The sequence below is a fragment of the Halorubrum aquaticum genome (genome assembly GCF_900113615.1).
In the GTDB taxonomy this organism is placed as follows: Archaea; Halobacteriota; Halobacteria; order Halobacteriales; family Haloferacaceae; genus Halorubrum; species Halorubrum aquaticum.
Map to the genome: position 1 here is coordinate 1 of NZ_FOPZ01000010.1, position 22,559 is coordinate 22,559.

Consider the following 22,559-nt stretch of genomic DNA (forward strand, 5'->3'; position numbering starts at 1 on the left):
CCCCGCACAGCCCCGCACCTCACACCTCCCCAGCCTCGCCGCTCACGCTTTTCAAGCGTTCGCGGCGTCCCTCGCGGGCTCCTCGCGCCCGTTCGGGCGCTCGGAGGCGCGCCACCGCCCCGGATTGATACCTCTCTCACCTGTAGTGAGCATCCGCGAGCGAAGCGAAGACTGAACGATCGTCGTCGGATGATCCCGACCGACCCGCCGCGATGGGTCCGATCCGGGATTCGATCCTCCGGTCCTCAGGCCGCCGAACAGTTGCGTTCGATCACTATCTGTCGGCCCGGGTCCTCGTACTCGCCGTCGATCGGGCTCGCCTGATACACACGGTAGACGGTCACCCGATCGACCGGCGCGTCGTGGACCTCCTGAGCCCGCTCACACACCCAGTCGGCGTAGCTCTCCGCGATGATACCGTTCGGTCCCGCGCTGTTGACCGCCGACATGAACTTCCGATGTCGGAAGTTCGGGTACTCCGCCGCGGGGTCCGGCGGCCGGTCGAACGTCAACTCCCCGCCGCCGAACGCGTCCGACATCGATCCGTTCTCGAAGTACGCTCGCGACGGGTACCAGCTGTACGACTCCGTCGGGTCGGGGGCGTACAGCCCCCACTTCTGCTGGTCGAGATGCTCGTAGTCGATCTCGTCGGGCACGTCGTGGCCGCTGACGCTGCTCACGCTGAACACGAGGATCCACACCAGCACGCAGAAGCCCAGCACGGTCATCAGCGACTTGGCGTACGCGATCGCGTAGTCGGAGGCCTCCCCGTACCACCCCTCACGGTCTGGGTCGAGGACTCGACGTTCCACGGGCGATCGACCGAGCGGTCCGAGCGCGGCCGCGTTCGGGACTCGGTCGCGCCACGACGACGGCACCCGACGGCCGAGCTCGTCCCAGAAGAGCCCCGGGAGGAACGGGAGCATGGCCGTCATCAACAGAAGCGGGAACAGTCCGACCGCCATCGTCAACAGCATGCCGACGAACGCGCTCGAGTACGTGAACGCGGCGAGCATCCGGGCGCGGCCGACGGTTCCCAGAAGGAACAGCGCGGAGCCCGAAAGCAGCGTCACCCAGCCGTAGTTGAGCACCGTCAGGAGCGCCGGAAAGTCGACGACGAACTTGCCGAGGGCGGTCGTCATCACGTCGTTGTGTAAGGCGATCTCGAGGGCGTCCCCGGCGTACCACTCCTCGCCTCCGTGTTTCAGGATCGCGTTCGCCGTGAACACCACGACCGGCTGGACGAGCAGCGCCGCGGTCCCGAAGCTCGCGACGCACCTCCTCGCGGACCCGCGCCGGAGCGCGTCGATCGACCAGCGCTCGCCGAGCGGCGTCACGAGCGCGACGGCCAGCAGGACGCGGAACAGCCGGTCGCCGCCGTTGAGGACGGCCGGGTTCCGCGCCTGAAGCGAGAACAGGAGCAACAGCGAGACGAACCCGACCAGCCGCGTGCGGTAGCCGAGGAGGAACGCGACGGCGAAGGCCCCCGCGACGACGAACAGCAGCTGCTGGAACCAGAGGTCGCCCGAGAGCGCGTGGAGCGACACCCCGGTGTACTGCCCGTAGGTCGCCTCGTAGGCCGCCACCGGGTAGACGCCCGCGTCGGTGTAGAACAGCGCGAGGTCCTGCGACCGGTGGAGCAGATCGATCAGGATCACAAGCCCGAGCGCGATCCGGACGGCCGCGAGCGACCGGGTGTCGACCTCGAACCGCTTACGAACCCGGTCGCGAACCGGCGACAGGCGTTCCCACGCTCGTGTGGTCCCGTTTCCGGCGGCGACGGAATCCTCGTCGCCGTCGGGGCCGACGGAGTCGTCGCCGACGCCGGGTTCTTCGGGCTCGTCGTTGCGGTCATCGGCGGCATCGTCGCCGGGTGTGGAGTCTCGTGACGGCATTCGATGAGGATTGGAGGACCCGTCGAGACGCTCGACGGAGGTCCGTCCGACTGGCTGGAGTGTGGCGCAGACGGTATGTATATTTGTTGGGACGGGAGCCTCGGCGCTCCCGATCCGTCCGCCGATCCGCCCGGCTCGCCGCGTCCGAACCCTTTTTGAGGAGTCTTCGCCATCCGTTACCATGGAACTCGAGACGGTCGACGAGGCGGTCGAGGCCCGGCGGGACGACCTCACGGACCTCGCACGCGACGTCTGGGAGCACCCGCAGACGGCCTTCGAGGAGACGTACGCGGCGGACCGACTGATCGGCGTCCTCGCCGAGCGCGGCTTCGACGTCGAGGTCGGCGTCGGCGACGTCGAGACCGGCTTCGTCGCGCGATACGGCGACGGGGACCCGGTCGTCGGCACGATGGGGGAGTTCGACGCGCTGCCCGGGCTCTCACAGGAGGCGAGCGCGACGAAGAAGCCGATAGAGGAGGGCGGAAACGGGCACGGCTGCGGCCACAACCTCTTCGGGGTCGGGTCGCTCGGGGCCGCGCTCGCGGTCGCCGACGCGATCGACGGGGGCGTCGAGGGGTCGGTCGTCTACGTCGGCACGCCCGCCGAGGAGGCCGGTTCCGGGAAGGTGTACATGGCTCGCGGGGGCGCGTTCGACGACATCGACGCGATGGTCTCCTGGCATCCGGGATGGTACAACGCGCCCACGAAGGGGTCGTGTCTGGCGGTCGATAGCTACGAGGTGACCGTTCACGGCGAGTCCTCCCACGCCGCCGCCTCGCCCGAGGCGGGCCGGAGCGCCCTCGACGGGCTCCAGCTCCTCAACACCGCGGTCGAGTACATGCGCGAGCACGTCCCCGACCCGGTTCGACTCCACTACGTGATCACCGAGGGCGGCGACGCCGCCAACGTCGTCCCGCCGGAGGCAACGGGCGAGTACCTCGTTCGCGCGCCGAGCCGCGACCTCGTCGAGGAGGTCTCCGCGTGGTTCAGCAGGGCCGCCGAGGGCGCGGCGCTGATGGCCGACGTCGACGTCGAGGTCACGAAGACCAGCGGGGTCTACGGCGTCCGACCGAACGAGACGCTCGGCGACGCCGTCCGCGAGACGATGGACGAACTCGGCTCGTTCTCGGTCGACGACCCGCTCGCCGACGAGCTCAGCGACGCGCTCCGCGACACGTCCGACCAGATCGCCGTGTTGCCCGAGGAGCACCGCGACCGAGCCGCGGAGAACGCCTACTTCACCGAGCCGATCGACGCGCTCGACGCGGGAACGACGGGGTCGTACTCCACCGACTCCGGCGACGTGAGCCAGATCGTCCCGCTGGGGCGGATGACGACGGCGACGTGGCCCGCCGGCACGCCGTTACACTCCTGGCAGGCGGTGGCCGCCAGCGGTTCCACCGGAACCGAGGGGATGTTGTACGCCTCGAAGGCGATCGGCGGAACGCTCCTCCGACTGCTCACCGACCGCGACCTCCTCGCCGAGGTGGTCGCCGAGTTCGAGGATCGCGGCGGCAAGGAGGGGTACGAGCCGGCGATGCCCGAGGACGCCGACCCCTACGAACTGCTCGGCGTCGATCGCCCCGACTTCGAGCCGACCGCGGACGCCGAACCGGAGGCGACCGCCGGAACCGCCGACGACGACTGAGGCTTCCGCGTCGGCTCACTCGACGACCGTCGCGGCGACGATCCCGACCGTCTGCCCGGTTCCGACGACGACGAGCGCCACGGCGGTCCCGGCGGGCGTCCCCGCGAGCACGACGCCGACCGCCCCGACGAGACAGCAGGCCGCGCCGAGGTCGTACGCGCGGGCGGCCGTCCCGACGTGCCGGCCGGTGTACGCGAGACCGATCGCCGGGAGCAGGATCCACCCGTACAGCGCGGCGGCCAACAGCGGCTCCGCGGGAACGTCGAGGCCGCCATCGCGCGCCAGGAATCCGGCGACGCCCGCGAGCGTCGCGGGCGTCCCCGCGAGGATCACGAGCTTCCAGGCCCGGAGGACGCCCGACCGCATGTCGTCCCACGAGCCGGCGAGGAACGCCACGAGCAGGAAGGCCATGACGACGTGGGCGACGAACAGCGCGCGCTCGGAGACCGTTCCGACGACCACGCCAGCGACGACGGCCCAGGCGGCCGGCACGAGCAGGGCCGGCCCGTTCTCCCGGAGGGTGCGGAACACGCCGACGGATCGGTCGTGCTCGAACATAAACGTCGGTGCCGGGTCCCGCGTCGCTCACGCCCGAGTCGGCTCCGACTTCTCGCTCCCGCCGACCGACGGCGTCCGACGGACAGCTACGACTGGAACCGACGGGTCGGTCGGTTCGATCCGTCGAAACCGCTCGAACGGTCATCGATCACGGACTTTCGGACGAGTATCGAACACGATCGTCGAGTGACGGTCGTGTTAACTGTACACTCGCAAGCCTTATTCCGTCCCCCGCCGTGTGTTCATACGCAATGGCGACAGGAAAGGTTGATTTCTTCAACGACACTGGCGGCTACGGTTTCATTTCGACTGAGGACGAGGACGACGACGTGTTCTTCCACATGGAAGACGTTGGCGGTCCGGACCTCGAAGAGGGACAGGAGCTCGAGTTCGACATCGAGTCCTCCCCCAAGGGTCCCCGCGCGACTAACGTCGTTCGGCAGTAAACCGGATACCGAGGCGGGTCGTCCGGCTGACGCCGAACACGGCTCCGACACGCGAAAACGAGTTTCTTTCCCGCGGTGCGGACTCACGTCCGTCGCGGGCTGTTATCGACCGGGTAGCGACGGCGACGGACGAGACCGTCCTTCCTAGACGTGTTGTCCCCAGAGCCCGCGGCCCTTCGTCACCTCGACGTCCCCCTCGACGCGGGTCTGACACGCGAGCCGCACGTCGTGGCTGGGGTGATGGGGCGGAAGCCAGAGCCGGGTCCGCTCCTTTCGCCCCATCTCGCTGACCTCGCCGTCGACCTGGACCGCACAGGAGCCGCACTGGCCCAGCCCGTGACAGTTGAGCGTCCGGGTGGCCCCGTTGTGTACCGGGAGGTCGGCCTCTCTCAACACGTCGCGCAACACGGCGCCTTCCTCACACTCGATCTCCTCGCCCTGATAGTACACGGTCGGCATGGTGCGTGATACCGTACGTGTCGAGGCCCCAAAGGTGCTGGTGTGTCGCGGACCCGATCGCGGTCGTCTCGAGGCGGGGACGGCGCGTGTCCGAAACGGAGATCCGCGTGTGCCGGGCGTCGGACGCCGACGGGGCGTTTTTTACCCTCGGCACCGCAGGGTGGTGTAATGGGAATCAGGTGTCTGCTCGGGCACGACTTCTCGGAGCCCGAAATAGAACGCGAGCGCGAGGAGGACGGCGAGGAAGTCGTCACGACCGTCAGGGAGGTGAAGACCTGCGCTCGCTGCGGCGAGACGCAGGTCGTAAGCGAGAACACCGAGGTCACGACGATGGAACAGCTCACGGACCAGGCGACGACCGCCGACGCGTCCCCGAGCGGAGCGGCCGGATCGACGGGGGAGGTGGCGACGGCCGACGATCGCGGGACGCCTCCGACACGGTCGTCCGACGCCGGCGGTGCGGACCGGAGCCCCGACATCGACTACGGCGAGGCGACTGCCGACGGCGACGCCGCCGCGTCCGCCGGTGGCGACGTCGCGAACGCCGACGTGGCCGTCGCGGACCCCGACGGCGACGACGCGGAGATACTCGACGACGGGCCCGGCGACGACGCGACCGGCGACCGCTCGGCCGACGACGACGCCGACGTTTCCGACGGTGGAGACGGCGCGGTCGCGGCGGACGACGAAGGGGCGGAGCTGATCGACGAGGGACCGGACGACGGCGTGGTCGACGGCTCGGCCGACGGCCCGGCCGACGGTACTGGGACGCCCTCGGACTCGAGCGCTCGAGCGGACGCGGTCGACGCGTCCGAGGAACCGGGTGCGGACGCCTCCGCAGCCGGTCGCGACGGTGCCTCCACCGCCGACGGAGTCGAGACCGGCGGCGACGCGGCGAACGCCGACGCCGACGACGGCGTGATCCTCGACGAGGACGACGCGGACTCGGCGGCCGATCGGGACCGCGGCGAATGGCCGGAGGTCGAGGAGGAGGACGACGACACGACGTTCGAGGCGTCTCCCTGGCCCGAACAGCAGGGGGACGACGAGGGGTTCGACGCCGAGATCGGCGACGAAAGCGGCAGCGGCGTCGAGTTCGGCGGCCTCACGCCCGAAACTGCCGAGCCGACGGCGGAGTCCGCGAACGCGGAGTACGTCGAGCCCGTCGATCGGACGTCGACGGACTCCGTGGCCGGAGAGGCGGCCGTCGACGACGCCGGCGAGCAGCGGGACGACCCCGGATCCGGGATCACCCGCGAGGAGGAGCCCGAGTTCGAGACCATGGAGTCGGGAACGACTCCGACGGAGTACTACTGCCCCGAGTGCGGGATGACCGTCGAGTCCACCGGGAGTTCGATGCGCGCGGGCGACATCTGCCCCGAGTGTAAACGCGGCTACGTCGCGGAGCGGCCACGATAGTCGTCGAGCCGGCACGTCTCGTTTTCTCGTCGCCTTTCTCCGCCGTTTCGAGCCGTTTGACGCCGGTTCCCCGTGACGAAACTGGTTTACGCGACCCTGTCGAACGGTCGCAGCATGAAGCAGTACAAGATGCGCCGCGGTGAGCATCTCGACGAGCGCATGCCGGACCTCAAAGGCTCCATCGAGGAGTACTTCGGTTCGGTCACCGGCACCGAGGAGTACGACGGCCACGAGCTGTACGTGGTCGAGGACCCCGACAACCCCGTCTTCGAGCGGATCGTCGCCGGTGCGGCCGAGTACAGCGGCAAGAAGGACAAGCTCGCGGTCCACTTCGAGGAGCGCCCGGCCGAGGAGGTCATCGCCGAGGGGAACGCCGACGCCGCGGCCAGCGCGGTCGACGCGAAGAACTCCTTCCTGCTCGAGGCCACCGGCCGCGACGCCAAGTCCCGGCGTGACTCGCTGAAACGCGAGGTCGAGGACGACGCGCCCGACTACTGAAGCCCCGTCTTCGGTCCCGTTCTCGCCGACGACTTCCGGACGCCCAGCGGCGCAACGCCGCGAGCTCGTGACGCGCTTTCGTCCGTGACCACGGATCCTTCCACGTCGTGAGCGGTCGCCCCGTCGATTCGACCGTCTCTCGTCCCGCCGCGGTCGTCACCTTCGCGGCCACGACTGCCCGTCTTTTCCCTGTAATGAATATTAATTCAATAATGAGTTAAAAATCGGTGCGTTTAACCTCTCGGACCGCCAAGGTGAGGTATGAGCATCGAAACGATCCTACTGGCGGTCGGAACCGAGGACGAGAAGCGGACCGAACGGCTCGCTGCCGAGGCGATAAGCGTCGCGGAGCCCACCGGAGCCACGGTCGTCCTCGCACACGTGTTCGACGACGACGAGTTCGACGGGGTCCGGTCGGACCTCGGCGTCGACGCGGCGAGCGAGGAATCGACCCCGAACGCGGTGGCGAAGCGTCACACGACCACCCGAGCCATCTCGAAGGCGCTCTCGGAGGCGAACGTGAACCACACGGTCCGTGGCGCGGTCGGCGATCACGCCGACGAGATCGTCGCGCTGGCCGAGGAGACCGACGCCGACCGCGTCGTCGTCGGCGGTCGACACCGCTCGCCGACCGGCAAGGCGGTCTTCGGCAGCGTCGCACAGGAAGTGATCCTCTCCGCGCCGTGTCCCGTGACGTTCGTCCGCGAGGAACCGGTCGAATCGAAACGTCGCGTCGCGCCCTGAGACCCGCCTCGATAGCGACCTCTCGACCCGACGTCCTCCGAGGGTCGCGAGCGATCGCGACACCCGACGGAACCGTCCCGATTAAGTGGTAACGGGGACCTCTTTCCGGCGATGGCTTACTACGTGGGCGTCGACCTCGGCGCGACGAACGTCCGCGCGGTCGTCGGCGACGAGACGGCGACCGTGCTCGGCTCCGACGCGCGCGGGACCCCCCGTGGACCGACCGGCATCGCCGTCACCGAGGCGGTGTTGAGCGTCGTCCGAAACGCGTGTGCGGAGGCGAGCGTCGATCCGGGCGAGGTCGTCGCCGCCGGGATCGGCTCGATCGGTCCGCTCGACCTCGCGGCGGGGGTCGTGTTGAACCCGGCGAACCTCCCGGACACCGTCGAGCGGATCCCCCTCGTCGGCCCGGTCTCGCGGCTGCTCGACACCGAGGAGGTCCACCTCCACAACGACACCAACGCGGGCGTGATCGGCGAGCGGTTCCACTCCGAGCGCAACCCCGACGACATGGTGTATCTCACCGTCTCCTCGGGGATCGGCGCGGGCGTCGCCGTCGACGGCAACGTCCTCTCGGGATGGGACGGAAACGCCGGCGAAGTCGGCCACATGACCGTCGATCCGCACGGATTCATGACCTGCGGATGCGGGCTCGACGGCCACTGGGAGGGGTACTGCTCGGGCAACAACATCCCGAAGTACGCCCGCGAGCTCCACGAGGAGGACCCCATCGAGACCGCCCTCCCGATCGAGGACCCCGACTTCTCCGCGATCGACGTCTTCGAGGCCGCCGGCGAGGACACCTTCGCGGACCACGTGATAGACCAGCTCGCCCACTGGAACGCGATGGGAGTCGCGAACGTGATCCACGCGTACGCGCCCCTCGTCGTCAGCGTCGGCGGCGCGGTCGCGCTCAACAACCCCGAACGCGTCCTCGATCCGGTCCGCGAGAAGCTCGCGGACATGGTGTTCATCAACGTCCCGGAGATCCGGCTCACCGAGCTCGGCGACGACGTCGTCGTCAAGGGCGCGCTCGCGAGCGCGCTCACCGGCGGAACCGGCGACCGCTCGCGCGTCGAGTCGCCGCCGTAGGCGGGCTACCTCCAGATCCCTCCACGACTACTCCTCGAACTCGTCCCGTTCAGGTGTCGCCTCCGGGCCGCGACCGTCGCCCGTCGCGCCGCTCGTTCTCGTCCCGCGCGTCGCGAGGTACGCGTCCCGGTACCGCCAGATCTTCCGGAGGAGAACGTAGCCGAACGCACCCTGGAAGACGACGACGAACCCGAACAGCGCGAGGACCTGCGGGAGGCCGAACAGTCCCGAGGCGACCGCCGTCACCGGCCCCACGAGCGTGTTGTACAGCGCGTGGATCGTCGCCGCGATCACGAGCCCCTTGATCACGATCGGCCCGCGGTTCTCGGGGTTGAACTTCGCGAGCCCGAGGTAGTATCCCGCGAACGCCGAGTAGACGACGTGACCGGGACCGGCGAGCGCGCGCAGCGCGGCGATGCCGTCTCCGGCTCCGAGCGCCGCGAGGCCGAGCGAGAGCTCCGCGATGTCGACGGTCCGCGCGATGTACAGCAGGTTCTCGATGACGGCGAACCCGAGTCCGGCGATCGCGCCGTACACCGCGCCGTCGATCACGGCGTCGAACCGCGCGTCGGTGTACGCGTACAGCCGCACCGCGAGCAGCTTCACCGTCTCCTCTATCGGTCCGACGACGACGAAGAAGAAGAGGACGAGCCCGAGGAAGCCAAGCGGTTCGAAGAGCGGGCGGGCGACGCCGTTGAGGACCGCCGCGAACGTCGCGGTCAACACCGACAACAGGAACGTCGCGACCAGAAGCGAGAGCGGTTCGCCGGTCGTGACGTCGGAGACGTACACGTACGCCGCGAGCCCGAACGCGGGGACCGCCGACAGCGCCACCAGCGCGGCGACGGCGGGATTGAAGAGCAACCCCACGCCGAACGACGCGAAGATGCTGAGGAGGATCACCCCGGCGAGGAGGACGACGAGCGCCTTCGCCGAACGGGTGAGAAGCCAGTACAGCGCGACCGCGAGCCCGTCCAGAGAGGTGCGCTCTTCCCACGTGGCGACGTCGTAGAGGTCGCGATCGCCGTCGTCGTCCCGTTCGACGGGGTCCGACCGTGAGTCCATGCGAGCGGGTTCGGCCCGATCCGACTTAAGCGGTCGCCGCCGAGCCCTCCCGTTTCGAGATCCCTCGTTCGGCGAGGGGATCGTCCGAGGAACACCGGAGGTTCAAGCGATCGGGGCCGAAATCCCCCGGTATGGACGCCGATGGAGGACGGTGGAACGGAGGCGAGACGCGATCGAATCGAGGTGTGACGGCGTGAACGCGCGGGTCCGCGGGATCTACACCACCGCGCTGACGCGACTCCTGCTCGAGGCCGACCACGCCGTCGTTGACGCCTCGCCGCCGATCCGCAGACGCTTCGACGCGGCGTTTCCCGCCTCCCCGCCGGACGCGACCGTCTCCACGACCGACGATCGGCAGGGCGTCGGCGTCGTCGGCGACCCGGACGCGGTCGCGACGCTTCGAGACCTGCTCGTCGACGTCGGGATCGACACCCTCGCGTGGACCGATCCGACGCCGGTCGGGGCCGTCCTCGACGGCGAGGTCACCGAGACGCTCGGCGGCGGCGCGATCCTCGACCTCGCGGTCGTGTCCGATGACGCCGACTCCGCGGACGGCGAGGCCACGGCGAAGGGTCCCGTCGAGGGATACCTCCAGTACGGGAACGTCGACGCCCGGATCGAGACGGGCGACCGGGTGCGAGCGCAGGTGACGGCGTCAGCCGCTCCCTGGACGTCACGGCGACCGGAACTGGACACGGAACTCCGGGTCGGAAACGGCCTCGTCACCGTGGAACCCGGGTCGGAGACCCGCGTCGACGTTCGGGACGACGAGGCGGCCCGCGAGCTGGCGGGGATGACCGACCTCCTCGGAGTCGAACCGCCGGACGGGTGGCGCGCGGTCTGGGGTCCCGCCGCGCTCGACGCCGACATGGACACGCTCGGGGCGGGACTGGAACGCGCCGTCGCGGACGCCGAGCGGCTCGCGGAGGCGGTCGGAGCCGACGTCGGCGAGGACCCCGAGGGCGCCGGTATCGGCCTCCTCGCGGATCCGTCGACGATGCGGTCCGAACCGCTCGCCCGCCCGAACGCCGGCGTGTGGGTCTGGTTCGGCCGTGAATCCCGTTTCGCGCTCGACGCGGTTCGCCGGGAGGTGACCGCGACGATGCCGGGCCATCACCGGGTCAAAGCCGGATCCGAGTCGGCGTCCGCGGGCGTCGACTTCGCGGAGGCGCTCTGTGATCCGGACCCCGATGCCGACTTCCCGTTCGCCGCCGTGCGCGACTCCTTCGGCCCGAGCGAGGGCGACCGGCTCCGGCTCGAACACGGCAAGCCCGACGGCCGGCTGATCACCCTCGGCGAGGGAGACGTGACCGCGGTCGACGACGACGGCTCGCTCACCGTCGAGCGGGAGATGACGCCCGGCGGCAGCTACGACGGGCTCGGCACCCGCCGGGAGGCCGGCGACGTTGCCGTGACGAGCCTCAAGGAGGGCCGGTGGTGGTACCCCACCACCTACCGCGGTTCGGAGGGATCGGTGAAGGGGACCTACGTCAACGTCTGTACCCCCGTCGAGGTGTTCCCGGACGCCGCCCGCTACGTCGACCTCCACGTCGACGTGATCAAGCACGCCGACGGGACGGTCGAGCGCGTCGACGACGAGGTCCTCGACGCGTCCGTCGTGGCCGGCGACACGCCCGAGGTGCTCGCCGAGAAGGCCCGAAGCGTGGCCTCGGCGCTGGAGAACGCGCTGTAGCGGGAGGCGGATCGACGATGGCGCGGTGCGGACGGGACCGAGCTTAGAAGTGGTTCGAGGCGTCCGTCTCGTGGCGGAGCTCCCCGCCGCGGCCGCCCTCGACGGTCGAGGCACCCTGGTCCCCGGAGGAGGGGACGCGGACCGTGACGTCGGTCACTTCCTCGAAGTCGGTGATGAGGTCTCGTCGGATGTTCTCGGCGGTGACGTTCGAGACGCCACAGCCCGCACAGCCGCCGCCGAGCTCGACGACGACCTCGCCGGTCTCCGGGTCGGCCTCGCGCACGACGCTCGTCCCGCCGTGCATCTGGATGATCGGCATCTGGCCGACCATCCACGTCTCGATCCGCTCCGCGAGGCTCTCGTCGCTCATTACCTCCCCTTCGGGCCCGAACCTTTGGAAGGTTGCGGTTTGAGACCCGTTCGCGTCGTCGAAACGAACTACGTCACCGTCGATGAGTGGAGACTCCCGGGGGGATTCGACCGGGCTCACCGGGTTCGTTCGTCGTCGTCGGTCTCCTCCCGCGTCGCCTCCTCGTCGGACGAGTTCGAGACGCCTCTCGTCGCGCTCGGAAGCCGCGTCGGGTCCGCGTCGTCGTCGCCGTGAAGCGAGTCGTCGCGCTCGAGGAGATACAAGAGCGGTCCCAGAGCGACCACCACGAGGACGCCCGGGATCGGGGCGTCGGGGACGAGAAGCGCCGTGACCGCTCCCGTTCCCCCGGCGAGGAGCACGAGGCCGGTCCACAGCGCGGGCGATCCGAACTCGACGCCGACCCGCGTCGCGTCTCGATGGACGAGCGCGGCCGCGAGCACGAGGAGGAGCCCGCCCGCGGCGGCTGCCAGTGACATGGCGTTCGTACGGCGGAGACGGGAAAAAGGGTGTCGTGAGCGGATCGGAGTCGGGACCGGATCGGGAGCCGTCGGTGGACCGGGTCAGGGGGCCTCGCCGGTCTCGATGGTGAAGGAGTCGCGGGGGTACGCGACGCAGGTGAGCGTGTAGCCGTCGTCGAGCTCGTTCTCGTCGAGCATCTGCTGGTTGTCGTGTTCGACGAAGTCCTCGGAGGGGCCATCGGTGATCTGTCCCGCACACGAGACGCACTGGCCCTGCCGGCAGGCGTACGGGAGGTCCCAGCCCTGGTCTTCGCCCTGCTCGAGGATCGGCTCGTCGTTCGCGAGCTCGACGGTCTCGCCCTGTTTCGCGAACTCGACCTCGAAGTACTCCACCTCGTCCTCGGGGATGTCGCCGGGGCCGGCACTCGCCGAGCCGCCCTCCTCGAGTTCGCCCTCGCCGCCCTCGCCGCCGGCGGGGATCGCGCCGCCGCCACCGCCGCCGCCGATCGCGCGGTTGCCGGGCTCGGGGAAGCCGGTCTCCGGGAGGGAGTTGGCGCGTCGTTCGATTATCTCATCGGAGACGTCCTCGGTGGGCTCCCACCCCGTTCCCTTCACCGTACTGACGAGAACGACCGTCAGCGTCGCGATCGCTGCGAGCGCGATCGGCAGTGGGTTAAGCATACCGACGACTATGGAGAGGTGGTTTAATACCGTTTTGATCGGGCCAACGCTCCGGGAATCCACCCCACGGCCGCGTCCCGCGGATCCGTCGTCGAGCGGCGGCGTACGTCGGCTCCATCGTGGCTCGGCGCGGAGCGGGTCCTTTATCGCCCGCCCGCCCGATCGGACGGGCATGCAGGTGAAATCCCGCCACCACCTCCGGAGCGACGACATCACGGCGATCCGCGAGGCGGTCGCCGACCACCTCGGCGTCGACATCGACGGCGAGACGTTCGAGTTCGTCGAGTTCGTCGACGCGAACTACGAGTTGGTGCTCGTCGACGGCGACCCGGCGGTCTTCTACGTCGACGACGACGAGCCGTTCCTCACCGTGCGGGGCGCGAACGACTACGAGCCCGAGACCGGCGTCGTCACCGTCGACGCGGGCGCGATCTCGTTCGTCTCCGACGGCGCGGACGTGATGCGGCCGGGGATCGTCGAGGCGGACACGGCGATCCGGGAGGGCGACCTCGTCGTGATCGCGGAGGAGACCCACGGGAAGGTGCTCGCGGTCGGCCGCGCGCTCGTCGACGGCGACGAGATGCTTGGCGAGGGCGGGAAGGTCGTCTCCTCGATCCACCACGTCGGCGACGAGCTGTACGAGTTCTCGGCGTAGAAACCGTCCGAAAAGGGGACCGTCGCCTCAGTCCTCGAGCTCGAAGGCGACCTCGACTTCGGCCTGATACTCCCGTTCCGGCGCGTTCTTGATCTCCACGCCGAACTCCGTTACCTCCGCCCAGTAGACGTTCTCGAGGGTGTCCTCGGCTCGGTCGATCGCCTCGTCGGCGGCCGCGTCGAAGCTCTCCTCGCTCGTTCCGATCAGCGTGATCTTCTTGAACACCATGTACCCGTGATGATTGATCACACGTGATTATAAAACCGCCCGCGGTCCCCACGCCGAGTCGGGTCCGACGCCCCGGCCTCACGGCCGGACCGACGGCTCGACGGCGGAGGGCTCCGGGAGTCGGGTCGATGAAGGGTCCCGCTTACGGACTTCCGGGCGCACCCTCCATCACGGAGAAGTCGTCGCCGCCGGGGTCGACGCCGATCACCGCCCAGTCGTAGGGCGGCTTCAGCGACGTGAGACGCTCCTGGAGGTCGTCGGCGTTCGTCCGCCAGGTGACGAAACAACGGAGTCGCGGCGTCTCCCCACCGTCCGTGAGATACGGGTCCAGATCGTCGTCCTCCATACACAGCGCCGTGACGAGGACGCGTCGCCACTTTCGCTCCGCGACGAACTCGCGTCCGCCCTCGGAGACGCTGTATCCGAGCTCACGAAAGACGTCTCTGGCCTCCGTCGTCGGTGGGATGCTCGCAGTGGCCATCGATCCGACAGTTGATCGGGATCCGTGATAAACTTTCTCACGGGTGTCGGGATCGAGTAACGGCCCGTTCGCCCCGTACGCGCCGCTCCGCCGCGGATCACTCGTGGGCGGCGTCCCACTCGTCGGGCTTGCGGAGGTTGCCGCAGTCGGTACACTGGATCCGTCCCATCGTGTCCATCGCCGTGTCGAGCGACCCGCAGTTCCCGCACGCGAACCCCCACCGGTCGGCGGCGTCCGCGTCCGCGTAGACGAGATAGAAGGGTCCCTCGGCCCCGCGTTCGGCGCGCGTTCGGTCGATGTACACCCGCTCGCCGTCCGCGGTCGTCGACGCGTCGAGTTCCATGCCGACCGCTACTCGGTCGAGCGACTTAAGAAGCGAGACCCGGGTCGAAGATCGGGTTGAGTCGGGAGCGAGCTACGTCCGGAAGGACTCCCCGCAGCCGCACTCGGAGACGACGTTCGGGTTCTCCACGTGGAAGCCGGCGGCCTGGAGGCCGCTCTCGTAGTCGAGTTTGCTCCCGCCGATGTAGTTCCGGCTGGCGGGGTCGACGAACACCCGCAGCCCGTGGTGCTCGACCACGAGGTCGTCCGGCTCCGGCTCGGTGTCGAAGCGCATCCCGTAGGAGAGCCCCGCACAGCCGCCCTGCTGAACGAACAGTCGGAGCCCCGCCTCGTCGGTGTCGAGCTCCTCACCCTCCAGAAGCGAGAGCGCCTCCTCGGCGGCCTCCGGCGTCACCTCTATGGCCGGGTCGTTACCGCCTCCCTGAACCGATTCGGTACTCATGGGGGAGGATACCCGTCGCAGGATGAAAACCCTGACGGTGTGAAAGAGTGGCACGCTACTGGCTCGAGTCGGGAAGACGTCCCGGTTCGGTTCGGGGAGGTGTCCTGGTTCGGGTCGAGGAAGGTGTCACGGTTCGGAGCGGGAACCCCTCGTGCTCGCCGCGACCGGCCGACGGTTCACTCGGTGCGCGTGCTCGACTCGTCCCGGAGGGCCGCACGGAGCCCCACCTCGGCGACGTTGACCCCGTATTCGACCGTGCGCGTGATGCTGTCGAGCACCGTCGCGAGCACGTACCCGTCCGCGAGCTCCCGCTCGTAGAGCTCGCGGTCGACCCGCCGCGTCTCCTCGATGAGGTCGTCGGCGTCGGCCACGACCGCTCCGAGCGTTCGCGGGTCGCACTCCCCGATCGCCTCCGAGAAGGCTCGCTCGACGACCGTCCGGGCGTCGGTCGCGAGGCGATCGAGGTCCGCCACGACCCGGTCCGACGGTGGTTCCTCGATCGCGTCGGCGGCCTCGGCGATCTTCTCGGCGTGATCGGCCACCCGCTCCAACTGTCTGGCGACGGCGTAGTGGTCGAACGGGATGAGCCCGCCCTCGGCGTCGGCAGGAACCTCCACGAGCGAGCGCTGGAACTCCCGGGAGAGCAGGCCGAACAGTCGGTCGACGTCGTCGTCCTGCCCGCGCACGCGTCGCCCGGTCTCGCCGTCACCCGCGAGGACGGCCGCGACGGCCTCCTCGTGCATCGTCAGGGTCCGGTCCGCCATCCGCTCGAGCGTCCGGGCGGGCGGCAGGTCCGCGACGTCGAGCATCGTCCGCGCGACCACCGCCTCCGCCGTCTCCTCCGCGATCTCGATCCCGACGAGCCCGGCGACCGCGTCGCGGACGGCCGCCCGCTCGGCACGGTTCGGGGAGCCGCCGACGCGGACGACGTCGGCCCCGGCGACGTACGCGGCAGCGACGAGTCGCTCGATCCCGGCCGGGTCGTATCGCGTCGCCGAGACCGACACCGTCCGCCGACCTCCCTCCGCCTCCGGTCGAGCGAGGAGCAGGCGTCCCCCCTTCGGATACAGATGGAGGGTGTCGCCGGTGTCGAGCGAGCGCTCGTTCGCCCAGCCCTTCGGGAGCGAGACCGTGTAGGTCGTCCCCCCGGTGAGCTGGACCTTCCGTTCGTACGGATCCGTCCCGTTATTCATCTCGACGCGGTCCGCGGGCGTCCGTCGCTCCGTCCTCGCCTCGGCTCCGATCGGGTACGGGTACCATGTCGTGAGGTACCGAACCGACGATCATGTACCCTGCTATGTGGGTTACGTGTCGCTCCGTGCCTCGATTGAGCGCTCCCGTGAGCACATGTCCGACCGGAGCCGACAATAGCGATATATAGACGCGGTTCGGTCCGGATCGGCGATGGGTGTCGAGACTCGCTTCACGCCACGTCCTCGGCGTCGGGTTCGCCGGCCATCGACCCGCCGGCCGCCGGAGGCGTCGGACGCTCACCGGCGGGAGCCGATCGGTCCGTGGGCGCGGGGTCGGACGCGTCGGGGCCACGCCCGCCGGCGACCGTCACGTCGCGTTTGGGGTACGGGATCTCGATGTCCGCCGCGGCGAGCGCCTTGTACAGCGCGCGGTTGAGCTCGTGTTGGGCGCGTCGGCGTCGCGTCGGACCGTTGACCCAACAGAGCAGCTCGTACTGGAGCGCGGAGTCGCCGAACGAGCGGAGCCGCGCCCGGGGACGCGGCGAGTCGAGGACCAGCGGCTCCGCGAGGGCGACGTCGATCGCGAGCGCCTCGAACGCGTCGACGTCGGTGCCGTAGGCGACGCCGATCGGGACCCGGACGCGACGGCGGCGCTGCGGCGCGGACTCGTTCGTCACCTTCGCCGCGTTGAGCGCGGCGTTGGGGACGGTCACCAGCACCTCGTCGCGCGTGAGGAGCGTCGTCGAGCGCACGCCGACCTTGATCACGGTCCCCGCGGTGCCGTCGTCGAGGACGATGTAGTCGCCGATCTTGTAGGTGTCGTCGAAGTACAGCGCGATCCCGCCGAAGAAGTTCGCGACGGTGTCCTTCGCGGCGAAGCCGACGGCGATGCCTGCGACCCCGGCCGCGCCGAGCAACGGCGTGATCTCGATGCCCCACAGCCACAACAGCGACCCGACGCTCCCGACGAGCACCGCGAGCGTCCAGACGTTCGAGAAGACGGGCGCGAAGTCGAACCGGCTCCCCTCGGCGTTGACGGCGGCGACGAGCCGGTTCACGACCGCGTTGGCGGCGACCGCCCAGACGAGGACGATGACCGACAACGCGGGCCGTCCGAAGGCGTCGTCGAGCAGCCCCGGATCCACGACCACCGACGACCGCACCGCCGGGATCTGCGTGAGGACGTACACGCCGGCGAGCGCGGCGGTGACGACGAGCGGCGCGCGCAGCGAGGAGATGACGATGTCGTCGTACTCGCCGTCCGTGGTCGCGACGTACCGGCGGGCGACGCGGAGGACGACGAACTCCATGCCCACGGCGGCAACGACGGAGAGCAGGAGGACCGCGACCGTCGCCTCGATCGCCGTGAGCCCCTCGAACGCCCCGGTCAGCAACGGTGTCATGCCTCCGAGAGGTCGCTTCGGGAGATAACCGTTTCTGCCCGTGGCGCGTCCGCTATCGGGTCCGTCCGTCGTCGGTCGTCTCGACGGATGCGAGAACGTCGACGAGGTCGTGGAGGCCCCCGATCTCGACGGTCGGCTCGACGCCGAGCTCCAGCGAGGCGTTGTGCTCGCGCCGGAGGAAGACGCTCTCGAGGCCGGCCCGCTCGGCGGCGATCACGTCGGTCGCGCGGTCGCCGACGTAGAGCCCGCCGGAGGCGTCGAGCGCCTCCTTCAGGTAATGCGGGTCCGGTTTCCGGCGCTCGAAGCCGTTCGCCCCGAGGTCGCGACCGCGGACGTACTCGAACTCGGTCCGCTCCGTCCGTCGGTGTCTTCCACCATTACGGCCGGACCTGCCGCCGTTCGGCCCATGAAGGCTGCTATGACCCGTACGTCCGGGGTTCGAACGTTCCTGACGTCCTCGTAGGCGGCCGGATCCCTAGGAGGGGGATCCGTGCCGTTCGGACGGCTATATAGACGGAGCCGCCGCGGCGGCCGGGCTCTCCTCTCCCGTCTTCGACCCTCCCGTCCCCGCTACTCGAACCGTTTCCGGACGCTCTCGGCGTGTGCCTCCAGCCCCTCCGCCTCTGCGAGCGTGGTCACGACGTCGGCGATCCCCGAGAGCGCCTCGCGGTCGAGCCGCTGGACGGTCGAGGAGCGCAGGAACGTGTCCACCGAGAGCCCGCCGTACCGCTTCGCGCCGCCGTTCGTCGGCAACACGTGGTTCGGCCCGGCCGCGTAGTCGCCCGCGGCCACCGGCGAGTACCCGCCGAGGAAGACGGAGCCGGCGTTCGAGATCCGGTCGAGCAGCGCCTCCTCGTCGTCGGCCATGATCGAGAGGTGCTCGGCGGCGTACTCCTCGGCGAACAGCACCGCCTCCGACATCGACCGCGCGTGGAGGACGCCGGAGGCGTCGTTCTCGAGGGCGGCCCGGACCGTCTCCGCGCGCTCGCGCTCGTCGACGCTCGCCTCGACCGCCCGAGCGACCGCGTCCGCGAGGTCGGCGTCGTCGGTGACGGCGACGACGGAGGCGTTCGGGTCGTGTTCGGCCTGTGCGAGCAGTTCGGCGGCGACGTACTCCGGGTCGGCCGTGTCGTCCGCGAGCACCAGCACCTCGCTCGGGCCGGCGAGGAAGTCGATCTCGACGTCGCCCTGTACCTCGGCTTTCGCCGCGGTCACCCACTTGTTGCCGGGACCGACCACCTTCTCGACGGTCGTCACCGTCTCCGTCCCGTACGCGAGCGCCGCGATCGCCTGCGCGCCGCCGACCTGGTACACCGCGTCCGCGCCCGCCTCGTGGATCGCCGCGAGCGTGACGGGGTTCGGGTCGTCCGCGGGCGGGGTCGCGACGGAGACGTGGTCGACGCCCGCCACGACCGCCGGGATCACGCCCATCAGCGCGCTGGAGGGATACGCGGCCGCGCCCCCGGGGACGTACACGCCCGCCCGGTCGATCGGCCGGAACCGGCGGCCCAGCTCGCGCCCCTCGAACGACTCCCGCCAGTCCTCGGGCCGCTGGCGCTCGTGGAACGCCCGGACGTTGTCGGCGGCCTCGCGGACCGCCCCGAGGACCGGGTCGGCGGCGTCCTCGAGTTCGGCGTGCGCGCGGGCGGCCTCGTCGGTGATGTCGAGGTTGCCGACCGCCACCCCGTCGAACTCCTCGGCGAACTCGCGGACGGCCACGTCGCCCTCGGTGCGCACCCGGTCGACGATCCCCTCGACGTCCCCGCGGACCGCCTCGATTCCCGCGTCGCGCTCGAAGAGAGCGTGCCGCTCCGCGGGCGAGAGGTCGGCGACTGCTCGTACGTTCATGGGCTCACTCCGGGACGGCGGGAAAAGGGCGTTCCGGCTCGCGACGGGAGAACTGGAGGGGCGCTGGCGGGTCGTCGTCGCGTCCTCACTCCACCGGCCGGATCCCCGTCACGTCCAGCGTCGCCACCACCACGAGGCCGGCGAGGAGCGCGGCGGCGGCGAAGAGCAGCGGCGCGGAGAGCGCGACGGCCACCTCGTAGGGCGCGAGCAGCCGGGTCGTCCCGCGGACGACGAAGGCCGCGATCCCGAGTCCGAACGCGAGCAGCGCGAGCCGAACGAACCGTGCCCGGTCCATCGGTTCAGTCGGTCCGGAGGGCGGTGTGGTCGTGTCGGCCGTGGCCGTGGCGACCGCGGTCGCGATCGAACCCGTGGCTCATCTCGTAGAATATCGCCTCCGGGTCGGGGTTCCACTGCCACTTCCAGCGGGTCCGGACGAGGAGCGAGAGCTTCCGCGTGAGCGAGAGCTCCGGCGTCGTCGAGACGGTGTCGTACCCCAGATCGCGGATGAGCCGATGGTGGTCGGCGTACAACACCGCCGCCAGCAACACCGCGAGCTGGCAGTCCTCCGGGAGGTACTTGATCCCGGCGACGCCCTCCTCGTAGAGCCGCTCGGTCCGGACGAGTTCCTCGCGGATCGCCGCGCCCACGTCGTCGTCGAACTCCAGATCGAGGATCCGCTCCTCGCTCACGCCGTGTCGCCGGAGCGTCTCGAGCGGGAGGTAGATCCGGTCGCGCTCGACGGCGTCCTCGCGGACGTCCCGCAGGAAGTTCGTCATCTGGAACGCCTCGCCGAGCCTCGTGGCGTGCGGTAGCGCCGTCTCCTCGGCCGCCGGATCGAGGTCCATGATCGCGGTCATCATCCGGCCGACCGCGGACGCGGAGCCGTCCATGTACGCCTCCAGGTCGGCGTACGTTTCGTACCGGTCGGCGTCGATGTCGCTCTCCATCGCGTCGATGAAGGCGTTCACGTCCTCCTCGGCGATGCCGCGTTCGGCCCGCACCGACGAGAACGCGTCGAGCACCGGGTCGTCGGTCGGCTCCTCGCCGAGCGCCGCCCGGCGGAGCCGCTCGAGTTCGGCGCGCTGCTCGGCGGGCGGGGCCGTCTCCTCGGCGTCGACGATCTCGTCGGCGACGCGGAAGAACCCGTACAACACGTAGGTGGGATGACGGATCTCCTCGGGCAGCAAACGGGTGGCGACGTGGAACGTCTTCCCGGTGCGCCGCTGGATCCGCTTGCCCCGGGCAACCTGGCGTTTCTCTACCATGTTGACCCCTGAGACGCCGCGAGGAGGGTCGAGAGCGGGTCGCCCATCATGTACAACGGGTCGGCCCGCAGAACCATAACAGTTCCCACGCCCCGGATATTTTCGTCTCCGACCCGTGTGATACGTTCCCGACCGGTCACCCGGAATCGTCCCGTTCGGACGGGCCCCCGACGCCGGTCAGTAGAACGTGTCGCTACAGTCGTAGACGACCCCGTGAACGGGACAGACGTACTTACAGTGTCGATGGACCATCGCCTCGCCGCAACGGGGACAGGGTCGCCCGCCGTGGTCGGCGTCGGACCGGTCGCTCGGTTCGCTCACGGGTCCACCCACGGATCCCGTAGTGATAAACGGGCGTGCTCCCCCTCGTCGGAGGTCACTCCGCCGCCAGCGACCCGTACACCGACTCCGCGGTTCCCGCCGACTCGAACGGCAGCGTCAACACGCCGCCCCACTCCTCGTCGGTCAGCGCCGTCACGGTCGGCTCGTCGAGGTCGACGCGGCGGACCTCCTCGCCGTCGAGCGTCATCGACACCGCGAACGGCCCCGGCTCGTCGACCGCGCCGGACGCCTCGAGCCGTTCGCGGAACGACGCCTCCCCCTCCGCGGAAAGCGACATCCCGACGAGGTGCTCGCCCTCGTCCTCGGTGACCCCCTGGACGTAGTCGAGATCCGCGGCGTCGAAGAGGAGGTCTCCGGGTCCGTCGTCGCCCGACCCGCCGTCACCCGACCCGTCCTCGCGGAGGAGGCGGCCCTCGAACGGCGCGTCCGGATCGACCGCGACCGAGGTCGCCTCCCGCTCGTTCGAGCCCTCGGCGGACCCGCCGCTTTCCGGGTCGTCGTCGCCGCCCTCGCCGGCCGCGGTCGCGCCGTCTCCGGTTCCGTCACTGCCCCCACCGCCGACCGAGGCCGCCCCCGCGAAGCCGACGGCCCCGACCGCACACGCGGCCCCGAGCCCGCCGAGCACGCCGCGTCGAGAGAGTTCCATACGCGACCGTCCGCGCCGGGGCTCAAAAGGGTTACACGCCGATTAACGCGCCTGATAATCGTCGCGTCGGGTTCGTCCGGGGTCCGGCGTCCCGTTCCCGTGTCGGCCTCACGCGGACTCGAACCCGACCGCCTCCAGCGTGGTCGTCTCGCCGAACAGCCAGTCGGCGTGCTCGACCGCGTACTCGCGGTGCTCCTCGGTGATGTAGCCGAGCGCGTCCTCAACGACGACCGGGCGGTAGTCGCGGAGCCCGGCGCTGCCGGCGGTGTGGAGCACGCAGACGTTCGCGAGCGTCCCGCAGATCAGGAGGTCACGGACCCCGTGCGCGTCGAGAAAGCCCTCGAGATCGGTCCGGTAGAAGGCGTCGTAGGTGTGTTTCTCGACGACGTGGTCCGCCTCGCGGACGTCGAGGTCCGCGAGGAGTTCGGCGTCCCACGACCCCTCGACGACGTGTTCGCCCCATCGGTCGAACTCGTCGTAGTAGTGCGTGTCATCGAACTGTTCCGGTGGATGGACGTCGCGGGTGTAGACCACCCGCGCACCGGCGTCGCGAGCGCGGGCGACGAGGTCGGTCACGGGCTCGACCGCCGCCTCGCTCGGCTCGGCGTAGAGGCTCCCGTCGGGGTGACAGAACCCGTTTTGCATGTCCACGACGACCACCGCGGTGTCGGCCGGATCGTACGGCATG

28 protein-coding genes and 1 pseudogene are annotated in these 22,559 nt (G+C 69.9%); 8 read left to right on the top strand and 21 right to left on the bottom strand.

Translation table 11 applies throughout. The features are described from left to right. Positions 1-245 precede the first annotated feature (245 nt). Positions 246-1,895 carry an HTTM domain-containing protein gene (locus F3H10_RS09505; RefSeq protein WP_188127914.1) on the bottom strand — a complete coding sequence of 550 codons (1,650 nt, stop codon included), beginning with the start codon at positions 1,893-1,895 and terminating at the stop codon, positions 246-248. A 181-nt stretch (positions 1,896-2,076) separates the two neighbouring features. Between F3H10_RS09505 and F3H10_RS09515 the strand changes: the two genes are divergently transcribed. Next, entirely contained in the window at positions 2,077-3,543 is a 1,467-nt protein-coding gene (locus tag F3H10_RS09515; protein ID WP_149784541.1) for an amidohydrolase, read from the top strand. A 15-nt stretch (positions 3,544-3,558) separates the two neighbouring features. On the opposite strand, the gene F3H10_RS09520 is transcribed toward F3H10_RS09515, so the two are convergent. Then, positions 3,559-4,101, bottom strand: coding sequence for a hypothetical protein (locus F3H10_RS09520; RefSeq protein WP_149784542.1), 543 nt, complete (start codon positions 4,099-4,101; stop codon positions 3,559-3,561). Between the two features lie 251 nt (positions 4,102-4,352). On the opposite strand from F3H10_RS09520, the gene F3H10_RS09525 reads away from it, so the two are divergent. Next, the gene (locus F3H10_RS09525) at positions 4,353-4,547 is read left to right on the top strand and encodes a cold-shock protein (RefSeq protein WP_023499165.1); all 195 of its coding nucleotides are present in this window, start codon (positions 4,353-4,355) and stop codon (positions 4,545-4,547) included. A 144-nt stretch (positions 4,548-4,691) separates the two neighbouring features. Here F3H10_RS09525 and F3H10_RS09530 read toward each other — a convergent pair whose 3' ends face one another. Beyond that, positions 4,692-5,006 (bottom strand): 2Fe-2S iron-sulfur cluster-binding protein, encoded by a 315-nt coding sequence (locus F3H10_RS09530; RefSeq protein ID WP_149784543.1) that lies wholly within the window; start codon positions 5,004-5,006, stop codon positions 4,692-4,694. Positions 5,007-5,174: 168 nt separating this feature from the next. On the opposite strand from F3H10_RS09530, the gene F3H10_RS09535 reads away from it, so the two are divergent. From F3H10_RS09535 to F3H10_RS09550, 4 genes are all read left to right on the top strand, one after another. Further along, positions 5,175-6,425: a DUF7093 family protein gene (locus F3H10_RS09535; RefSeq protein ID WP_149784544.1), complete on the top strand. Its 1,251-nt coding sequence runs from the start codon at positions 5,175-5,177 to the stop codon at positions 6,423-6,425. A 114-nt stretch (positions 6,426-6,539) separates the two neighbouring features. Beyond that, positions 6,540-6,923 (top strand): DUF5611 family protein, encoded by a 384-nt coding sequence (locus F3H10_RS09540; RefSeq protein ID WP_149784545.1) that lies wholly within the window; start codon positions 6,540-6,542, stop codon positions 6,921-6,923. 261 nt (positions 6,924-7,184) lie between these two features. Then, positions 7,185-7,667, top strand: a complete 483-nt coding sequence (locus F3H10_RS09545) for a universal stress protein (RefSeq protein ID WP_149784546.1) — start codon at positions 7,185-7,187, stop codon at positions 7,665-7,667. A gap of 111 nt (positions 7,668-7,778) precedes the next feature. After that, the gene (locus tag F3H10_RS09550; protein WP_149784547.1) at positions 7,779-8,759 is read left to right on the top strand and encodes an ROK family protein; all 981 of its coding nucleotides are present in this window, start codon (positions 7,779-7,781) and stop codon (positions 8,757-8,759) included. A 27-nt stretch (positions 8,760-8,786) separates the two neighbouring features. On the opposite strand, the gene F3H10_RS09555 is transcribed toward F3H10_RS09550, so the two are convergent. Then, entirely contained in the window at positions 8,787-9,824 is a 1,038-nt protein-coding gene (locus tag F3H10_RS09555; RefSeq protein ID WP_149784548.1) for a PrsW family intramembrane metalloprotease, read from the bottom strand. 193 nt (positions 9,825-10,017) lie between these two features. Here F3H10_RS09555 and F3H10_RS09560 point away from each other — a divergent pair, with 193 nt between their 5' ends. Then, a complete protein-coding gene (locus tag F3H10_RS09560; RefSeq protein ID WP_223174291.1) occupies positions 10,018-11,517 on the top strand; it encodes a DUF402 domain-containing protein in 1,500 nt (499 codons plus the stop codon). Positions 11,518-11,560: 43 nt separating this feature from the next. Here F3H10_RS09560 and F3H10_RS09565 read toward each other — a convergent pair whose 3' ends face one another. The 3 genes from F3H10_RS09565 to F3H10_RS09575 form a co-directional block, all read right to left on the bottom strand. After that, positions 11,561-11,887 (bottom strand): NifU family protein, encoded by a 327-nt coding sequence (locus F3H10_RS09565; RefSeq protein ID WP_149784550.1) that lies wholly within the window; start codon positions 11,885-11,887, stop codon positions 11,561-11,563. A 116-nt stretch (positions 11,888-12,003) separates the two neighbouring features. Beyond that, positions 12,004-12,363 carry a hypothetical protein gene (locus F3H10_RS09570; RefSeq protein WP_149784551.1) on the bottom strand — a complete coding sequence of 120 codons (360 nt, stop codon included), beginning with the start codon at positions 12,361-12,363 and terminating at the stop codon, positions 12,004-12,006. Between the two features lie 84 nt (positions 12,364-12,447). Then, positions 12,448-13,026: a 2Fe-2S iron-sulfur cluster-binding protein gene (locus tag F3H10_RS09575; RefSeq protein ID WP_149784552.1), complete on the bottom strand. Its 579-nt coding sequence runs from the start codon at positions 13,024-13,026 to the stop codon at positions 12,448-12,450. 172 nt (positions 13,027-13,198) lie between these two features. On the opposite strand from F3H10_RS09575, the gene F3H10_RS09580 reads away from it, so the two are divergent. Next, on the top strand, positions 13,199-13,681 hold the full coding sequence (locus tag F3H10_RS09580; protein ID WP_149784553.1) for an RNA-binding protein: 483 nt from the start codon (positions 13,199-13,201) through the stop codon (positions 13,679-13,681). A 27-nt stretch (positions 13,682-13,708) separates the two neighbouring features. Here the strand turns inward: F3H10_RS09580 and F3H10_RS09585 are convergent, their stop codons facing one another. The 14 genes and pseudogenes from F3H10_RS09585 to F3H10_RS09640 all read right to left on the bottom strand — a co-directional run bounded on the left by F3H10_RS09585 (position 13,709) and on the right by F3H10_RS09640 (position 22,558). Continuing rightward, positions 13,709-13,909, bottom strand: a complete 201-nt coding sequence (locus tag F3H10_RS09585; RefSeq protein ID WP_149784554.1) for a dodecin — start codon at positions 13,907-13,909, stop codon at positions 13,709-13,711. Positions 13,910-14,051: 142 nt separating this feature from the next. Then, on the bottom strand, positions 14,052-14,390 hold the full coding sequence (locus F3H10_RS09590; RefSeq protein WP_149784555.1) for a DUF7116 family protein: 339 nt from the start codon (positions 14,388-14,390) through the stop codon (positions 14,052-14,054). A 97-nt stretch (positions 14,391-14,487) separates the two neighbouring features. Continuing rightward, a complete protein-coding gene (locus F3H10_RS09595; protein WP_149784556.1) occupies positions 14,488-14,733 on the bottom strand; it encodes a DUF5816 domain-containing protein in 246 nt (81 codons plus the stop codon). A 72-nt stretch (positions 14,734-14,805) separates the two neighbouring features. Further along, a complete protein-coding gene (locus F3H10_RS09600; protein WP_142986178.1) occupies positions 14,806-15,174 on the bottom strand; it encodes a HesB/IscA family protein in 369 nt (122 codons plus the stop codon). A 176-nt stretch (positions 15,175-15,350) separates the two neighbouring features. Continuing rightward, a complete protein-coding gene (locus F3H10_RS09605; protein WP_149784557.1) occupies positions 15,351-16,367 on the bottom strand; it encodes a phosphate signaling complex PhoU family protein in 1,017 nt (338 codons plus the stop codon). Between the two features lie 230 nt (positions 16,368-16,597). Then, complete coding sequence (locus F3H10_RS09610) at positions 16,598-17,770, bottom strand: mechanosensitive ion channel family protein (RefSeq protein ID WP_149784558.1); 1,173 nt, start codon at positions 17,768-17,770, stop codon at positions 16,598-16,600. 52 nt (positions 17,771-17,822) lie between these two features. Continuing rightward, positions 17,823-17,987, bottom strand: a complete 165-nt coding sequence (locus F3H10_RS16570; protein WP_394349709.1) for a hypothetical protein — start codon at positions 17,985-17,987, stop codon at positions 17,823-17,825. Further along, a pseudogene (locus tag F3H10_RS16575) lies at positions 17,988-18,044 on the bottom strand (hypothetical protein); the annotation flags it as partial. It lies immediately after the preceding gene. Between the two features lie 296 nt (positions 18,045-18,340). Then, entirely contained in the window at positions 18,341-19,618 is a 1,278-nt protein-coding gene (gene hisD / locus F3H10_RS09620) for a histidinol dehydrogenase (protein ID WP_149784559.1), read from the bottom strand. Between the two features lie 85 nt (positions 19,619-19,703). After that, positions 19,704-19,913 carry a hypothetical protein gene (locus F3H10_RS09625; protein ID WP_149784560.1) on the bottom strand — a complete coding sequence of 70 codons (210 nt, stop codon included), beginning with the start codon at positions 19,911-19,913 and terminating at the stop codon, positions 19,704-19,706. Between the two features lie 4 nt (positions 19,914-19,917). Continuing rightward, positions 19,918-20,883: a phytoene/squalene synthase family protein gene (locus F3H10_RS09630; protein WP_149784561.1), complete on the bottom strand. Its 966-nt coding sequence runs from the start codon at positions 20,881-20,883 to the stop codon at positions 19,918-19,920. A 177-nt stretch (positions 20,884-21,060) separates the two neighbouring features. Beyond that, complete coding sequence (locus tag F3H10_RS16090; protein ID WP_188127915.1) at positions 21,061-21,204, bottom strand: HVO_2523 family zinc finger protein; 144 nt, start codon at positions 21,202-21,204, stop codon at positions 21,061-21,063. Between the two features lie 55 nt (positions 21,205-21,259). Next, positions 21,260-21,871, bottom strand: coding sequence for a hypothetical protein (locus tag F3H10_RS09635; protein WP_149784562.1), 612 nt, complete (start codon positions 21,869-21,871; stop codon positions 21,260-21,262). Between the two features lie 108 nt (positions 21,872-21,979). After that, a complete protein-coding gene (locus tag F3H10_RS09640) occupies positions 21,980-22,558 on the bottom strand; it encodes a cysteine hydrolase family protein (RefSeq protein WP_149784563.1) in 579 nt (192 codons plus the stop codon). Position 22,559: the final 1 nt, after the last annotated feature.

Coding starts and splice junctions, on each gene's coding strand:
- F3H10_RS09525 (WP_023499165.1), top strand. CDS start 4,353: ATGGCGACAGGAAAGGTTGATTTCTTCAACGACACTGGCGGCTACGGT.
- F3H10_RS09590 (WP_149784555.1), bottom strand. CDS start 14,390: ATGGCCACTGCGAGCATCCCACCGACGACGGAGGCCAGAGACGTCTTT.
- F3H10_RS09550 (WP_149784547.1), top strand. CDS start 7,779: ATGGCTTACTACGTGGGCGTCGACCTCGGCGCGACGAACGTCCGCGCG.
- F3H10_RS09610 (WP_149784558.1), bottom strand. CDS start 17,770: ATGACACCGTTGCTGACCGGGGCGTTCGAGGGGCTCACGGCGATCGAG.
- F3H10_RS09570 (WP_149784551.1), bottom strand. CDS start 12,363: ATGTCACTGGCAGCCGCCGCGGGCGGGCTCCTCCTCGTGCTCGCGGCC.
- F3H10_RS09580 (WP_149784553.1), top strand. CDS start 13,199: ATGCAGGTGAAATCCCGCCACCACCTCCGGAGCGACGACATCACGGCG.
- F3H10_RS09555 (WP_149784548.1), bottom strand. CDS start 9,824: ATGGACTCACGGTCGGACCCCGTCGAACGGGACGACGACGGCGATCGC.
- F3H10_RS09635 (WP_149784562.1), bottom strand. CDS start 21,871: ATGGAACTCTCTCGACGCGGCGTGCTCGGCGGGCTCGGGGCCGCGTGT.
- F3H10_RS09630 (WP_149784561.1), bottom strand. CDS start 20,883: ATGGTAGAGAAACGCCAGGTTGCCCGGGGCAAGCGGATCCAGCGGCGC.
- hisD (WP_149784559.1), bottom strand. CDS start 19,618: ATGAACGTACGAGCAGTCGCCGACCTCTCGCCCGCGGAGCGGCACGCT.
- F3H10_RS09515 (WP_149784541.1), top strand. CDS start 2,077: ATGGAACTCGAGACGGTCGACGAGGCGGTCGAGGCCCGGCGGGACGAC.
- F3H10_RS09545 (WP_149784546.1), top strand. CDS start 7,185: ATGAGCATCGAAACGATCCTACTGGCGGTCGGAACCGAGGACGAGAAG.
- F3H10_RS09625 (WP_149784560.1), bottom strand. CDS start 19,913: ATGGACCGGGCACGGTTCGTTCGGCTCGCGCTGCTCGCGTTCGGACTC.
- F3H10_RS09585 (WP_149784554.1), bottom strand. CDS start 13,909: ATGGTGTTCAAGAAGATCACGCTGATCGGAACGAGCGAGGAGAGCTTC.
- F3H10_RS09530 (WP_149784543.1), bottom strand. CDS start 5,006: ATGCCGACCGTGTACTATCAGGGCGAGGAGATCGAGTGTGAGGAAGGC.
- F3H10_RS09595 (WP_149784556.1), bottom strand. CDS start 14,733: ATGGAACTCGACGCGTCGACGACCGCGGACGGCGAGCGGGTGTACATC.
- F3H10_RS09565 (WP_149784550.1), bottom strand. CDS start 11,887: ATGAGCGACGAGAGCCTCGCGGAGCGGATCGAGACGTGGATGGTCGGC.
- F3H10_RS09520 (WP_149784542.1), bottom strand. CDS start 4,101: ATGTTCGAGCACGACCGATCCGTCGGCGTGTTCCGCACCCTCCGGGAG.
- F3H10_RS09540 (WP_149784545.1), top strand. CDS start 6,540: ATGAAGCAGTACAAGATGCGCCGCGGTGAGCATCTCGACGAGCGCATG.
- F3H10_RS09600 (WP_142986178.1), bottom strand. CDS start 15,174: ATGAGTACCGAATCGGTTCAGGGAGGCGGTAACGACCCGGCCATAGAG.
- F3H10_RS09505 (WP_188127914.1), bottom strand. CDS start 1,895: ATGCCGTCACGAGACTCCACACCCGGCGACGATGCCGCCGATGACCGC.
- F3H10_RS09640 (WP_149784563.1), bottom strand. CDS start 22,558: ATGCCGTACGATCCGGCCGACACCGCGGTGGTCGTCGTGGACATGCAA.
- F3H10_RS09605 (WP_149784557.1), bottom strand. CDS start 16,367: ATGAATAACGGGACGGATCCGTACGAACGGAAGGTCCAGCTCACCGGG.
- F3H10_RS09575 (WP_149784552.1), bottom strand. CDS start 13,026: ATGCTTAACCCACTGCCGATCGCGCTCGCAGCGATCGCGACGCTGACG.
- F3H10_RS09535 (WP_149784544.1), top strand. CDS start 5,175: ATGGGAATCAGGTGTCTGCTCGGGCACGACTTCTCGGAGCCCGAAATA.